Genomic DNA, 14,183 nt, shown 5'->3' on the forward strand with positions numbered 1-14,183 from the left:
GCAACACCGACAGAGGCGCCCGCACCGGGTTACGGCGAGATGATCGGCCGGGAATCTACCGAGCGGCCTCTGTCGTGCTGACTATGCACCAGCACATCGCAGATACAGGAATCTCGACGTTCGGTGCACCGAAACAGCCAAACAATCTCGGGATTCCGGGTTCGCTCGCTCCGCGAGCGCCCCGGAATGACCGTGGAGCCCTCAGCCCTTGTCGTTCTCGAGCTGCGGGATCGGCGTGCCTTCGCCGGACGACAGCAGGCCGGTCTTGGCGTAGAGGCCGAGCTTGGCGCGGGTGTCGGTGATGTCGAGGTTGCGCATGGTGAGCTGGCCGATGCGGTCGGCCGGCGTGAAGGGCGCGTCCTCGACCTTCTCCATGCTCAGCCGCTCCGGCGCATAGGTCAGGTTCGGGCTGACGGTGTTGAGGATCGAGTAGTCGTTGCCGCGGCGCAGCTCCAGCGTCACCTCGCCGGTGATGGCGCGCGCCACCCAGCGCTGCGCGGTCTCGCGCAGCATCAAGGCCTGCGAGTCGAACCAGCGACCCTGATACAGCAGCCGGCCGAGCTTCATGCCGTTGATGCGGTACTGCTCGATGGTGTCTTCGTTGTGGATGCCGGTGACGAGCCGCTCATAGGCGATGTGCAGCAGCGCCATGCCGGGCGCCTCGTAGATGCCGCGGCTCTTGGCCTCGATGATGCGGTTCTCGATCTGGTCGCTCATGCCGAGGCCGTGACGGCCGCCGATCGCATTGGCCTCGTAGAACATCGCCACCGGGTCGGTGAAGGTCTTGCCGTTGAGCGCGACCGGCTGGCCTTCCTCGAATCGCACCGTGACGGCCTCGGCCTTCACCACGCAGTCGTCGCGCCAGAACGGCACGCCCATGATCGGGACGACGATCTTGATGCCGCTGTCGAGGTGTTCGAGATCCTTGGCCTCGTGGGTGGCGCCCAACAGATTGCTGTCGGTCGAATACGCCTTCTCGGCGCTCATCTTGTAGGCGAAGCCGTGCGCGGTCATGAACGCCGACATCTCGGCGCGGCCGCCGAGCTCGTCGATGAACTGCTGGTCGAGCCAGGGCTTGTAGATTCGCAAGGCCGGATTGGTCAGCAGGCCGTAGCGATAGAACCGCTCGATGTCGTTGCCCTTGTAGGTCGAGCCGTCGCCCCAGATGTTGACGCCGTCTTCCTTCATCGCCGACACCAGCATGGTGCCGGTGACGGCGCGGCCGAGCGGGGTGGTGTTGAAATACGCGATGCCGCCGGTCGAGACGTGGAAGGCGCCGGCCTGGATCGCCGCGATGCCCTCGTGCACCAATTGGGTGCGGCAATCGACCAGCCGGGCCTTCTCGGCGCCGAACTCCATCGCCTTGCGCGGGATCGCGTCGTAGTCGGCCTCGTCGGGCTGGCCGAGATTGGCCGTATAGGCGAACACCTTGGCGCCCTTCTGCTTCATCCACAGCAGCGCCGCGCTGGTATCGAGACCCCCTGAGAAAGCGATGCCGACGTTTTCGCCCTTGGGCAGGCTTTTCAAGATCGTAGTCATGGAAATCCCAATCGGTTGAAGCGGTTCGGCTGGGCGAATAGCAAACTTCGCGCGCCCGGGCACGCGTTTAATCGCGGGCCGAAGCTCGATTGCCGGTCAGGTGGTGGCCGGCGCCGGGCCGACATCGCGGCCACGCCATTTCGAGCGCCAGCGGTAGCCCGGCCAGAACGCCCGAGTCAGCGCGGCGTCGATCGCGGCGTCCGAGGTCCGGCTCCAGGCCCAGCGGTAGATCAGTGCGTAGAGCAGCCAGATCACCAGGAAGGTGACAAGGCCGGCGATCACCACGTCGGTGAAGAAATGCCCGCCGAACGCCATCCGCAGCCCGCTGGTGACGGTGCCGAACACGAAGGCCGCCGCATAGGCGTAAGGCCGCACCGCGGGCGGCGTCAGCGCCGCCGGCGCGAAGGTCCAATAGGCGGTCGCGCCCTCGCCGGAGAAGAACGAGCAGTTCTTCGGGCAGGCGCCGGAATTGTCCCACCACGCCTTGAACTGCCACGGGCCGTTGAATTCGGTCACCGCGGCCGGCCGCGGCCGGCCCCAATGGCTCTTGAAGGTCATGTTGGTGAGCACGCCCGCCGACAGCGTGATGCTGATCAGCAGAAACGCCACCGTGCGGCCCGGCATCACCAGTGGAAGGTCGGGACGGATCATCTTGTAGACCAGCGCGAAGATCGACGGCGCCGCGATCGCCCAGGCGATCCACATCGCCAGATCGCGCACGAACTCCAGATCATCGACCGAGCGCAGCGGGAAGGTCTTGGCGGCGGAATCGTAAAACAGCCCCGCCAGCCACAGATCGAGCCCCGGGAACACGCCGAATATCAGCCCGATGCCGGCGAACAGCGCCAGCGCAATGAGAAGTCCCTTGCGGTTCATGGGGCGCGATTTACCGGAGGCGGCACGGATTGGGAAGGCGGCAGCGGCGCACGCGGCCGCGGCGGATCGCGCCAGGCGCCGGCATTGCGGCCGGCGACCAGCCAATACACCATGCCGCCGATGATGCCGGCTCCGGTCATGATTTCGAGATGGCGGCGGATGATGCCGTCGAACTGCAGCGTCGCGGGATCGAACGGCACCAGACCGAGATAGCAGGCGACTCCGACCAGCCCCCCGCCGATCGCATAGGCCAGCGCGCTGCGGATCGCAAACGCCTCGGTGATCAGCACAACCACCAGCGCCGGCAGCAGCGCGAAGCCGGACACGAAGATGAAGCCGAAGCCCATCATGATGTTCAGCGCGTCGGGGTCGATCGGGCCGTCGGCGATCTGGCTCACTTCCGGAAACAGCAGCATCCCGACCACCACCAGGCCGGCCGCGATCGAGGCGAGCAGAAAGCCGATCGCAATCACGAACAGCCGGCCGATCAGGGACATGGCGTGGTCCCATTGGCAGCTTTTGGCGACCACCTTTCCTCCGTCATGCCCGGGCTCGTCCCGGGCATCCACGATACGGCATCGCGGCTCGGAGTGAAGACGTGGATGGCCGGGCCAAGCCCGGCCATGACGGCGGCTGTAGATCGGTTGCGGTTCGTCATTGCCGGGCTCGACCCGGCAATCCATCCGCTTCGAAAGAGATGGACACGCGGGTCGAGCCCGCGTGTGACGTCCGAATGTGAGGGGACGCCCATCAATCCGTCATCGCCATGGCGCGGAGCGCGTTGCGTTCGCGCACCGACAGCTTTTCGGTTTCGGATTTGAGCTGGCCGCAGGCGGCCAGAATGTCGCGGCCGCGCGGGGTGCGCACCGGCGACGAGTAGCCGGCGTTGAAGATGTACTCGGAGAATTTCTCGATCTGGTCCCAGTCCGAGCACTCGTATTTCGAGCCCGGCCAGGGGTTGAACGGGATCAGATTGATCTTGGCCGGAATTCCCTTGAGCAGTTGCACCAGCTTGCGCGCGTCGTCGAGTGAATCGTTGACGTCCTTCAGCATCACGTATTCGAAGGTGATGCGGCGCGCATTCGAGGCGCCCGGATAGTCGCGGCAGGCCTGCAGCAATTCCTTCAACGGGTACTTGCGGTTCAGCGGCACCAGCTCGTCGCGGAGTTCGTCGCGCACCGCGTGCAGCGAGATCGCCAGCATCACGCCGATCTCGTCGCCGGTGCGCTTGATGTTCGGCACCACGCCGGAGGTCGACAGCGTGATCCGCCGCCGCGAAATGCCGATGCCCTCGTTGTCGGAGACGATCAGCAGCGCGTCGCGCACGGCGTCGAAATTGTACAGAGGCTCGCCCATCCCCATCATCACGATATTGGTGATCAGGCGGTTGCCGTTCGGCGTCTCGCGGTCGATCCAGTCATTCAGACGGTCGCGCGCCACCATCACCTGGCCGACGATCTCGCCGGCGGTGAGGTTGCGCACCAGGCGCTGGGTGCCGGTATGGCAGAACGAACAATTGAGCGTGCAGCCGACCTGGCTGGAGACGCACAGCGTGCCGCGATCGGTTTCCGGAATGTAGACGCACTCGACTTCGTGAGCCTTTTGTCCGTCGCCGCCGCTCGGCAGCCGCAGCAGCCATTTGCGGGTGCCGTCGGCCGAAATCTGTTCGGCCACCACTTCGGGACGGTCGACCGTGACATGCTCCGCCAGGGTCGCCCGCATCTCCTTGGACACGTTGGTCATTTCGGCGAAATCGCGGGCGCCCCGGACATACATCCAGTGCCAAAGCTGCTGCGCCCGCATCTTGCGCTGGGGCGGCGCCACGCCTACGTCGCCGAGCCGGTCGCACAATTCCGCCCGCGACAGCCCGATCAGCGACGGCTTGGCCGGCGGCACATAGGTTTCCAGCGGGGTCTTCTCGACCAGGGTCGAGGCGGCAGAAGGCGTCATCGGATCACGTCTGGTTTGTGGCCGGCTATTCCGCGCCGGGCATGCAGGGGCGGGCCTAATCCGCCGGTCGCCGTGCATATAAGAACCCGCCGCCCGATTGTCGTCGGCCGGCGGGTCATCTTTGCCAGAATGCTTTACCGAACGGGGCGGCCCGCCTCAAGAGCCGGCGGCCGATGGGCAGCTATTAGCCGCCGCAGGCCTGCGCCACCTTGTCCAGCGCCTGCGACAGGCCCTTCAACGAAAAAACGTCGGTACTGGCGGTTCCTTTGGAGGAAACGCCCTTGACGGTGATGTCCGCGCCCTTGCGCATCGCCTCGACCAGGCGGTCTTCCTCGGCGGCGTTCTTGATCCAGATGCCGTCGCCCTGAGTGTACATCGCGAACGAAGTCCCGCCGACATCGATCGTCGATTCCGAGCCCGGCTTCAGCGGATAGCCCACCATCACCGAAACTTCATTGACGACCTTCTCGGCCGGCCGGGTCGAGATGAACGCGTAAGCGGGATCACGCGGCCGGTTCGGCGGATTGGTCTTGGACGACGACGGCTTGGCCAGCGCGAAGCACACTTTCTTGCCGCCCGGGGCGGCGGTGTAGGCGCCCCAACTGCCGAACTGGCCGATCAGCGTCGGTTCGGCGCCGCCGGACGTGGACGCCGGCGTCGCGGCAGATTTGCTCCGCGCATCGCGCGCGTGCGCCGCGTCGGTCGCAGCAACCATCAACGGGCCCGCCAGAGCGGCAATCAGCATTCGCCTCACGATCATGGGCAAGTCTGGTCCCTCATCATTGTGACTGCAGCATGGCCTGTCAGGCCCGCCTGTTCACGTTGCCCGGAATAGCCGGGATGGCCGATTCTGTGAAGGCGCCAAAGCGGTGATCACCATCCTTCAAAGCAGCGCATGTATCTGGCGTACAATCAGGATTTACCTTCGTACGGCACGGTGCGCGGCCCATTGCTGATCGCTCCAGTGCAACAGGTCATCGGCACCCGACGAGCGCAGATGCGCGCCGCCGTCCTGCACCACCATCTCGCCGTTGATGTAGCCGGCCTGATCCGAAATCAGGAAGCTGGCGAGATTGGCGAGTTCGTCGTGATGACCGACCCGGCCGAGCGGCACACGCGCGGCCGGATCCGCGGCTCGCCCGTCCGGCTGCAACTGTGCGGTCGCGCCCGCGGTCGGAAACGCGCCGGGCGCGATCGCCACCAGGCGGATCTGTTTCGGACCCCACTCGACCGCGAGGCTCTTGGTCATCGCCAGTACCGCCGACTTCGCCATCGCCGACGGCACCGTGAAGGCGCGGCCGGTGATCGTCGAGGTCGACAGGATGCTGAGCACGACGCCCGCGCGTCCGCCGTCGATCCAGCGTCGGCCGGCACCGAGCGTGCAGTACATCGCGCCGTGCAGCGTCGGCGCCAGGATCGCGTCGGCGGCGCGCGCCGACAGCCGTTCGGTCTGCGCGATGAAGGTCGCGGCGGCATTGTTGATCAAGACGTCGAGCGGCGCGTCGCGCCAGATGGCGTCGAGCATGCCTTCCACCGCTTGCGGATCGCGCACGTCGCAAACGCTGGTGTCGACTTCGCCGCCGCGCGACCGAATTCGCTCTGCGGTCTGCTGCAGCACCTCGGCGCGTCGCCCGCACAGCACCAGCGACGCACCGAGTTCGGCGAAGCGCGCCGCCATCGCGGCGCCGAGTCCGGAACCGCCGCCGGTAATCAGAATTCGTTTGTTCGCGAGCAGACCAGCCTCGAACATCGCACGGCTCCTTGATTGACCGCGTAACGGAATTCGCGGGGATGTAGTCCCACAATCCATCATCTTTCGAGAACGGATGGATTGCCGGGTCAAGCCCGGCAATGACAACGCGGCAGAACGCTCGGCCCGAATCCGATTGTCCCTCGCGTGCAAATCCGGCAGAACGGCAGGCAATCACAAACCTCGTACCCGGGTGGATACATGAAGGCCATTCTCTGCCAGCAATATTGCGGTCCCGACGACCTCGTTTACGCCGACGTGCCCGATCCGGTCGCCGGGCCCGGCGAAGCGGTGATCGCGATCAAGGCGGCGGCGCTGAACTTCTTCGATATCCTGATGATCCAGGGCAAGTACCAGATCAAGCCGCCGTTCCCGTTCTCGCCGGGTGCGGAAGTCGCGGGCGTGATCGAGAGCGTCGGTGAAGGCGTCACCGATCTGAAGGTCGGCGATCGCGTGGTGGCATCGTGCGGACACAACGGCGCGCGCGAGAAGATCGCGCTGCCGGCGCAGCAGATCGTCAAGATTCCCGACAATCTCGATTTCGATCGCGCCGCCGGCATCATCATCATCTACGGCACCGCGTTGCATGCGCTGGAAGACCGCGCCAGCCCGAAGCCGGGCGAGACGCTGGCCGTGCTCGGCGCAGCCGGCGGCACCGGCCTCGCCGCCTGCGAACTCGGCAAGCTGATGGGCCTGAAGGTGATCGCCTGCGCCTCCTCGGAGGAGAAGCTGGCGTTCGCCAAACAGCACGGCGCCGAGCTGACGCTGAACTACGCGACCGAAGATCTGAAAGAGGGGCTGAAGAAACTCACCGGCGGCAAGGGCGTCGACATCGTGTTCGATCCGGTCGGTGGGACCTACGCCGAAGCCGCACTGCGTTCGATCGCCTGGGAAGGCCGCTTCCTGGTGATCGGCTTTGCGGCCGGCGACATTCCGAAGATGCCGCTCAACCTCGCGCTGCTGAAGGGCTGCGACATTCGCGGCGTGTTCTGGGGGGCGTGGACGCGGATCAATCCGGAGAAGAACCGAGCTAATCTCGAAAAGCTGGTGCAGTGGGCCGCGGAGGGCAAGATCTCCTCGCACGTCGACCGTACCTTCCCGCTGGCGCAGACCGCCGACGCGCTGAAAGTGCTCGCCGGCCGCCAGGCGATGGGCAAGGTGATCCTGCACCCGTGAGGATGCTGAATCGGTGGGTTGGCGCGCACCGCCCAACCCGTCGATTCACGGCGCCGCGTGCAGATGGTGGGTTACGGCGCAAGATCGCCTAGCTCACCCTTGTATCAGCGTGCTACGCGTGCCCGCGTTATGCCGGCATCAACTCCGGCCGCGTAGCCGCTGCGGGCTCGCTCGCGACCGGTTGCGCGCTCGCCAGCAGTCCCGGCATCAGCGCCTCGGCAGCGTTGGCGCCGGAGATCACCACCGCCTCGATGCCGGCGCCGATATTGCCGCCGCCGGCGATCACCAGATTGCGCAGCGGGGTTTTCGAACCTCGGAGCTGTCCCGCGGTCGACATCCCGTAGATCGAACCGAAGCTCGCCCAGTCGTAGCGCGCGTAGGTCACCGGGCTGGCGTCGGTGCGATACACGATGTGCTGCGACAGGTCCGGGATCACGGCTTCGGCAGCGGCGATCATCCGGTCGCCGAACGCCTGCTTGCGCCGCAGATAGCTGTCCGAACGTCGCCACGCCTTCCAGTCGGTGCCGCCGTCCTGCGGCGGAAACCAGGTTTTCGCCTCGTCGTGCGGCACCAGCGCGATCAGCGACAGGATCGCATGGCCGGGCGGCGCGGCGGAGGGATCGAGCTTCGACATCATCGCGATGCCGAGTTTGACCGGAGTCTGCAGGTGCGTCGACGGACCGAGGTCCGGCACGCAATCGATCCCGAGATGCACGCTGAAGCACGAATTCGCCGGGGCCGCGTCGGCCACCCGGGCACGGAACCTCGCCGGCAGCGTGTCAGATGGTAGCAGTTCGAGCATGGTGCGCTTGAAGTCGGCGTTCGACACCACCGCGCGGGCTCGCACCGTCTCGCCGCCAGCGAGGATCACGCCGGCCGCGCGGCGCTGCTCGACCAGGATCTCCCGCACCGCCGTCTTCAGCCGTAGCTTGCCGCCGCGTGCCTCGATCGCCGCCACCAGCGCCTCGGCGACGACGCCCGAACCGCCGCGCGGATAATAACCGCCGTGGAAGTAATAGCCGAAGATCGGCACCATCCTGGCGCAGCTCGGCCGCTCGCTGCCGTCGCCGATATAGCCGGACAGCCCGTCGATCACCGCCACCACGGCCGGATCGTCGACATGCGCCGCGACCAGTTCGGCGAACGGAAGGTTCATCCATTTGTAGGCGTGCGGATGGGCGCGCGGAAACGCCAGCAAGTCCTCGATCGTCGCCGGCGGGCCGGGAACCCCGCCGCGGCCGGCGGCGGTGGCGAACATGTCGTCGAAGATCGCCTTGATCTCCTCGAACAGCGCCGCGATGCCGGCGGCGCTGCCCGGAAACCGCTCGCCGAGCAGCCGGACGTAATCGCGCCAGTCGGGCGGAACGTCGATCACACCGTGCTCGGTGTGGAAGCTCTGGGTCACCCGCTCCCAGCCGATCCGGTCGGCAACGCCGAGCCGCTGCAGCAGCGTGGCGAACGGCCCGCCCGGCTGCACGCCGGAGAAATCGTGCGGTCCGGCATCGAACCGGTACAGCACCGGCCGGTTCAGATGATGCGCCTTGCGCAAGTAACTGTGGCAGTAGCCGCCGGGAACGACGTGCTGATCGAACACCTGCACCTTCAGCCCGGCGTCGGCCAGCAGCGCCGCGGCGGTGAGGCCGCCGATCCCGGCACCGATCACCGCCACGTCGCAATCCTCTCGCCCACCCGCAGCGAACGACGGCGCCGGCCAGCGATAGCTCTCGTGCGCGTCGATCAGCCGCTGCAGCACCAGGCGGATCGCCAGCCTCGGCCCGAAGATCGAGACCAGCGCGCCGACCGTGAAGATCGCGCCGATCAGTTCGGCCGGTGCGCCCAGATAGCGGCAGGCGGCGATCGCCGCGAACAGCACCGCCCACAGCGCGGTGATCGCGGCGTTGACGACGAAGAACTGCGGCGTGCCGGCATTGTCCGGATAGGCGGCGCGCGAATAGTCGGCGGTCCAAGGCCGTTGCGCCGCGAGGCTGAGCGCGCTGATCGCCGACAATCCCGCAAACGACAGCCACAGGGCATTGGCGGCGGCGACGGCCGGGGCGATCAGGTGCAGCGCCGCCAGACCGGCGAACAGCACCAGCCCGCCGGCTTCGAGCACGAACAGTTCACGGCGCAGCGCTCGCCAGACGTTGCCTGCGAGCGCCAGCGCGACCGCCAGCCCGATCGCCCAGCCGGGCTGATGGAGCGCCAGCAATGCCCAGAACACCGCGAACGGGACCAGGACGAGCTTGACGGTCAGAAAGGTCCTCATGGTCGTCTCCAGGCTTGGCGGGCCCGTGAGACGCCCCGGCATTGAATGCCGCAGGGGCTTCCGGTACCGTTGGGTACCGTATCAATAGCACATCCGGTACCAATTGGTACCGGAATTTCGACACCCTCCCGGACGGCCCGTAAGTCATGGAAACAGCGAAAGAACCCCCTGGCGACCCGCGCCGTGCCGCGATCCTGCAGGCGGCGTTCGACGTGTTCGTCGAGAACGGGTTCGAAGCGGCGACTACCGCCGAGATCGTTCGGCGGGCGCGAGTGTCGAAGCGGACGCTGTACGAACTCTTCGCCAGCAAGCAGGAGATTCTGACCGCGCTGGTGCGCTACGGCAGCCAGAAGCTGCAGCCGTCGCCCGATCTGCCGGAGCCGCAGAGCCGGGAGCAGTTCCTCGCCGTGCTGGAGCAGTTCGGCCGCGCGTTTCTCCGCGAATTGCTGCATCCCGAGCGTACCGCGATGTATCGCCTTGCGATCGCCGAAGCCGGACGGGGCGGCGCGCTGGTGGCGCGCGAGCTCGACGCCAACGGCCGCCAGCCGGTGATGCGGGCGGCGACGCAGTTCTTCGATCAGGCCGCCGCGCGCGGCATCATCCGCCGCGAGGAGATCGCGCTGCTGCTCAGCGTGTACTTCTCGGTGCTGATCGGATTCGCGCAGCTGCAGACACTGCTCGGCACCGAGCCGCCGCTGGACGCGGAGGCAATCGCGCAGCGGGCAGTGCTGGCGACGCGGGCAACGGCGCGGATGATGCAGCCGGACAGCGCCGACCGCTAAGGCCGATGCCGGCGATTATGTCGCGTCTTCCAGATCGCGCTGCATCGCGACGCGGGCGGCTTCGCGATGCGCAGGGGTAATGTTGCTCGCGACCATCCGGATCGCGGTCGCCAGAATCGCGGCGTCGTCGGTGAAGCCGAGCACCGGCAGGATGTCGGGCGCAAAATCGAACGGCAGGATGAAATACGCGATCGCGCCGAGCAGCGCGATCTGCACGTGCCGCGGCGTCTGCCGGTCGAACGCGCAGTAATACGCCGCGAGGATGTCCTCGACGAACGGCAGCCTGACGGCGACGCTCTTGAGCTTGCGCCAGAACCGGTGCCGCACCTGTTCGGGATCCTGCGCCAGCTTGTCGGCCGGCTCGAATCCCACGCTGTAATCGCCTGTCATCGCACCCACTCCAGCGAACCGCGACACGGTTCATCAACCTTGTCAGATCTGGGAATTTGCCGCTCCGCCCGCAAGGCCTCGCGTCATGCTGCGCGGAACGGCCGCGCGATCGCGTCGATCGCCTTTGCCAGGGCGATGTCGCGGGCCGTCACGCCGCCGGCGTCATGCGTCGTCAGCACGACGTCGACGGTTTTGTAGACGTTGCGCCAATCCGGGTGGTGATCCGCCTTCTCGGCGGCGAGCGCGACCCGGGTCATGAACCCGAACGCCTCACTGAAATCCTTGAACACGAAGCTGCGGCCGATCGCCGCTCGATCGGAAATCTCGCTCCACCCCGGAAGGTTCTGCAATGCGTCTTGACGCTCCGTCGCCGACAGCAGTTCCACCATGGCTCTCATCCTATTCCTGGTTCCCGAAGTTCGCCTGCTGCAGCGGAGCGCGATCCGATGACCATAATGCGGCCAAACCGCCGCGCTAGCCATCAGGCTGACGCCCGGCTCGCGGGTGGAACTGCACAGCGCCGGCCGAACGGCTACACTGGATGGGTCCCGATCGCCGATGAGCAGCACCCGGCTATTGTCCCGATCGATGGACGGACCCGAGCCGGGGGAGCCATTGCTGCAATCAGTTCCACGTCCGTCGCGGCGCAGGACGACGCTGATCCTGCTCGCGACCATCCTGGCGCTGATGGGCGCCGCCAGCGCCGGCTATTACTTCGCGATGCGCCCGGTCACCCTGAAGATCGCGGTCGGGCCGCAGGCCGGCGACGACTACAAGCTGATCCAGGCGCTGGCCCAGGTGTTCGCGCGCGAGCGCAACGCCGTGCGGCTGCGGCCGGTGGTGACCGATGGCCCTGCCGCCAGCGCTGTCGCGCTGAAATCCGGAACGGTCGACCTCGCGGTGATCCGCGGCGACCTGCCGGTGCCGAAAGCCGCGCAGTCGGTGGCGGTGCTGCACAAGAACGTCGCGGTGCTGTGGGCGCCCGGCAATCCGGACACCAAGGGCAAGCGCAAGGCCCGCAAGACCCCCGGCATTGCCGGGATCACCGATCTGGCCGGCAAGCGCGTCGGCGTGGTCGGACGCACCGAGGCCAATGCCGGCCTGCTCAATGTGATCCTGCAGCAGTACGGCGTCGATCCGGCCAAGGTGCAGACGTCGGCCGTACCCGTGGCCGAGGTGGCGGAGGCGGTCCGCAACGGCAAGGTCGATGCGCTGCTCGCCGCGGGACCACTGAACAGCAAGATCATCGGCGAGGCGCTGGCGGCGACCGCCCATACCGGCCGCGAACCGGTGTTCCTGGCGATCGAATCCGCCGAGGCGCTGGCCGCCAACCATCCGTCCTACGAGGCGGCCTCGATCCCGGCCGGCGCGTTCGGCGGCGCCCCGGTGCGGCCGGACACCGATATCAAGACCGTCAGCTTCTCGCACTACATCGTCGCCCGCGAAGGCGCCTCCGATACCACGATCGCAGCTTTCACCGAGCAGTTGTTCACGGCCCGCCAGATCGTGATGGCGGAAGTGCCGCTGGCCGCCAAGATCGAAACCCCGGACACCGACAAGGACGCCGTGATTCCGGTGCAGCCGGGCGCCGCCGCCTATGTGGACGGCGAGGAGCGGAGCTTTCTCGATCGCTACAGCGACCTGATCTGGTTCTCGCTGATGGGGTTGTCGCTGATGGGCTCGGCCGGCGCCTGGTTCGCCAGCTATCTGCGCAAGGACGAGCGCAACAGCACCGCGTCGCAGCGTCAGCGGCTGCTCGACATGCTGGCGACGGCGCGGCGTTGTAGCTCGAGCGAAGACCTCGACGCGATGCAGACCGAGGCCGACGCGATCCTGCGCGACACCCTCAACGCCTATGAGAACGGCGTGATCGACAGCGCGGCGCTGACCGCCTTCAGCATCGCGCTGGAGCAGTTCCACAATGCCGTCGCCGACCGCAAGCTGCTGCTGGCCGAGACCTCGCCGCTGCCGCCGGTGCGCGGTGTCCGGCCGCAGGCGGTGTAGCGCTCAGCGCACCAGCCGCCGCCAGCCGATCACCACGCCGCTGACCGAAATCACCAGCCCGGCGAGCGACAGCCCGATCACCACCAGATCCCACGCCGGCCGGTAGGCCAGCAGCACCGGGAAATCAAAGCTGTGCAGCGCATTGAACAGCCAGCGATAGTTGCGGGCGCTGCTGTTGCTCCGTCCGATCAGTTCGCCGGTGGCGGGATCGATGTGCAGCCAGGTGCGCGCCGGATCGTCGAACCCGACCCGCAGCACCGGCAGCACGCGCTGGCGATGGTGCTGGTACCAGTAGGCATCGTAGTGATCGAGACGCTGCTGCAGCACCATCTTGGCGTCCGGGAGCAGCCGCGCCGCGGCCATCACAATCGCCTCCTGGGGCAGCCGCTTGGGCGTGCCGTCCTCGGGATCGGCGAGCGTCTGCCGGCCGTCGCGATGCCCGAGCAGCATCAGCGGCGAACCGCCGATCCAGACGAAGCGAGCTTCGACGACACCCGGTATCCCGATCGCCGGCAGCCTGCCCGCGATCGTCGGAGCATCGTGGCCGGCGTAGCGCTGCAGCATGTCGCGGCTCTCGCCGCCGCGGGCGAAGGTGCCACCCGGATTGAGCGACAGCCAGCCGGAAAACATCCAGGTCAGCACCACCACGCCGCCGACCAGGCCGGCGATGTGGTGCCACGCCATCCAGCCGCGATACGGCGTGATCCGGCCCGACGCGTAGCGCCGCCGCAAGCCGGCGCGCAGCAGGCCAATCCAGATGCCGCTCACGGCGACGATCATCAGCACGCCCGAGACCCACAGCACCACCTGCCGCCATAGCGGCCCGTCCTGCCGCAGCACCGTGAAGTAGATCCAGTGCGGGATCGCGCCGAGCCAGTTCCAGATCCGCTCGCCCCGCGTGGTGTCGAGCACGATCTCGCCGCCGCGCGATCCGACATAGAGTTCGGTCCCGGCGGCATCGCCGAGACCGATCCGATACAGCGGCCTGAACGGATCGTAGCGCGAGGTCACGCTCCATTGGTCGCGATCGACCGTCTCGATCAGCCGTGGCGCGGCTGCCGCCGGATGATGTCGCGTCACCGCGAGCGCCTGGCCTGCGCTGATCTCGTCGATCGCACGGCCATCGACCGCCGAGATGGTGTGGCGCCGGCTGCTCCAGTCGAGCAGCCGGTACACCGGCTCGTCGTTCAGCATCACCAGCCGCAGCTCGCGCGGATAGTGCTTCATGCCGGCCGCCTGCATGGCGTGGTCGGGCGACAGCGCGACGCTCTGCCAGGCGAGGTCTGGCAACGCCGCCCAGCGTTCTTGTTTGTCGAGATGCGGAAACGCGACGTACATCATCACCACGCCGGAGACGAACCACATCGCGAACAGCAGACACCCGGCGATGCCGAGCCAGCGGTGGCCGAGATACAGCCACCGCTTCGCGCGCCTGACGACGCTTCGCATC

General features: G+C 67.1%; 13 protein-coding genes. 3 read left to right on the forward strand and 10 right to left on the reverse strand.

Annotated features, from left to right (window positions below):
- Positions 1–201: 201 nt before the first annotated feature.
- The 6 genes from argG to DWA33_RS18215 form a co-directional block, all read right to left on the reverse strand.
- The gene (gene argG / locus DWA33_RS18185) at positions 202–1,539 is read right to left on the reverse strand and encodes an argininosuccinate synthase (RefSeq protein WP_114359918.1); all 1,338 of its coding nucleotides are present in this window, start codon (positions 1,537–1,539) and stop codon (positions 202–204) included.
- Positions 1,540–1,635: 96 nt separating this feature from the next.
- Entirely contained in the window at positions 1,636–2,415 is a 780-nt protein-coding gene (locus DWA33_RS18190; RefSeq protein ID WP_114359920.1) for a phosphatase PAP2 family protein, read from the reverse strand.
- A complete protein-coding gene (locus DWA33_RS18195; protein ID WP_114359922.1) occupies positions 2,412–2,912 on the reverse strand; it encodes a hypothetical protein in 501 nt (166 codons plus the stop codon). Before DWA33_RS18195 ends, DWA33_RS18190 begins: the two co-directional genes overlap by 4 nt.
- 253 nt (positions 2,913–3,165) lie before the next feature.
- Entirely contained in the window at positions 3,166–4,365 is a 1,200-nt protein-coding gene (gene rlmN / locus DWA33_RS18205) for a dual-specificity RNA methyltransferase RlmN (RefSeq protein WP_114359924.1), read from the reverse strand.
- 184 nt (positions 4,366–4,549) lie between these two features.
- Positions 4,550–5,125 (reverse strand): invasion associated locus B family protein, encoded by a 576-nt coding sequence (locus DWA33_RS18210; protein WP_114359926.1) that lies wholly within the window; start codon positions 5,123–5,125, stop codon positions 4,550–4,552.
- Positions 5,126–5,284: 159 nt separating this feature from the next.
- Positions 5,285–6,115: an SDR family oxidoreductase gene (locus tag DWA33_RS18215; protein ID WP_114359928.1), complete on the reverse strand. Its 831-nt coding sequence runs from the start codon at positions 6,113–6,115 to the stop codon at positions 5,285–5,287.
- A 201-nt stretch (positions 6,116–6,316) separates the two neighbouring features.
- Here DWA33_RS18215 and DWA33_RS18220 point away from each other — a divergent pair, with 201 nt between their 5' ends.
- Positions 6,317–7,291, forward strand: a complete 975-nt coding sequence (locus tag DWA33_RS18220; protein WP_114359930.1) for an NADPH:quinone oxidoreductase family protein — start codon at positions 6,317–6,319, stop codon at positions 7,289–7,291.
- A 127-nt stretch (positions 7,292–7,418) separates the two neighbouring features.
- Here DWA33_RS18220 and DWA33_RS18225 read toward each other — a convergent pair whose 3' ends face one another.
- Positions 7,419–9,557 carry a phytoene desaturase family protein gene (locus tag DWA33_RS18225; protein ID WP_114359932.1) on the reverse strand — a complete coding sequence of 713 codons (2,139 nt, stop codon included), beginning with the start codon at positions 9,555–9,557 and terminating at the stop codon, positions 7,419–7,421.
- A 146-nt stretch (positions 9,558–9,703) separates the two neighbouring features.
- On the opposite strand from DWA33_RS18225, the gene DWA33_RS18230 reads away from it, so the two are divergent.
- The gene (locus tag DWA33_RS18230) at positions 9,704–10,339 is read left to right on the forward strand and encodes a TetR/AcrR family transcriptional regulator (RefSeq protein ID WP_114359934.1); all 636 of its coding nucleotides are present in this window, start codon (positions 9,704–9,706) and stop codon (positions 10,337–10,339) included.
- Between the two features lie 15 nt (positions 10,340–10,354).
- Here the strand turns inward: DWA33_RS18230 and DWA33_RS18235 are convergent, their stop codons facing one another.
- Together DWA33_RS18235 and DWA33_RS18240 are read right to left on the reverse strand one after the other, a co-directional pair.
- On the reverse strand, positions 10,355–10,729 hold the full coding sequence (locus DWA33_RS18235; RefSeq protein ID WP_114359936.1) for a YkvA family protein: 375 nt from the start codon (positions 10,727–10,729) through the stop codon (positions 10,355–10,357).
- 83 nt (positions 10,730–10,812) lie between these two features.
- Positions 10,813–11,118: a 4a-hydroxytetrahydrobiopterin dehydratase gene (locus DWA33_RS18240; protein ID WP_114359938.1), complete on the reverse strand. Its 306-nt coding sequence runs from the start codon at positions 11,116–11,118 to the stop codon at positions 10,813–10,815.
- Positions 11,119–11,287: 169 nt separating this feature from the next.
- On the opposite strand from DWA33_RS18240, the gene DWA33_RS18245 reads away from it, so the two are divergent.
- The gene (locus tag DWA33_RS18245; RefSeq protein WP_114359940.1) at positions 11,288–12,733 is read left to right on the forward strand and encodes a TAXI family TRAP transporter solute-binding subunit; all 1,446 of its coding nucleotides are present in this window, start codon (positions 11,288–11,290) and stop codon (positions 12,731–12,733) included.
- Between the two features lie 3 nt (positions 12,734–12,736).
- Here DWA33_RS18245 and DWA33_RS18250 read toward each other — a convergent pair whose 3' ends face one another.
- Positions 12,737–14,182, reverse strand: coding sequence for a PepSY domain-containing protein (locus DWA33_RS18250; protein WP_114359942.1), 1,446 nt, complete (start codon positions 14,180–14,182; stop codon positions 12,737–12,739).
- Between the last annotated feature and the right edge of the window lies 1 nt (position 14,183).

The sequence above is a fragment of the Rhodopseudomonas pentothenatexigens genome (assembly GCF_900218015.1).
In the GTDB taxonomy this organism is placed as follows: domain Bacteria; phylum Pseudomonadota; class Alphaproteobacteria; order Rhizobiales; family Xanthobacteraceae; genus Rhodopseudomonas; species Rhodopseudomonas pentothenatexigens.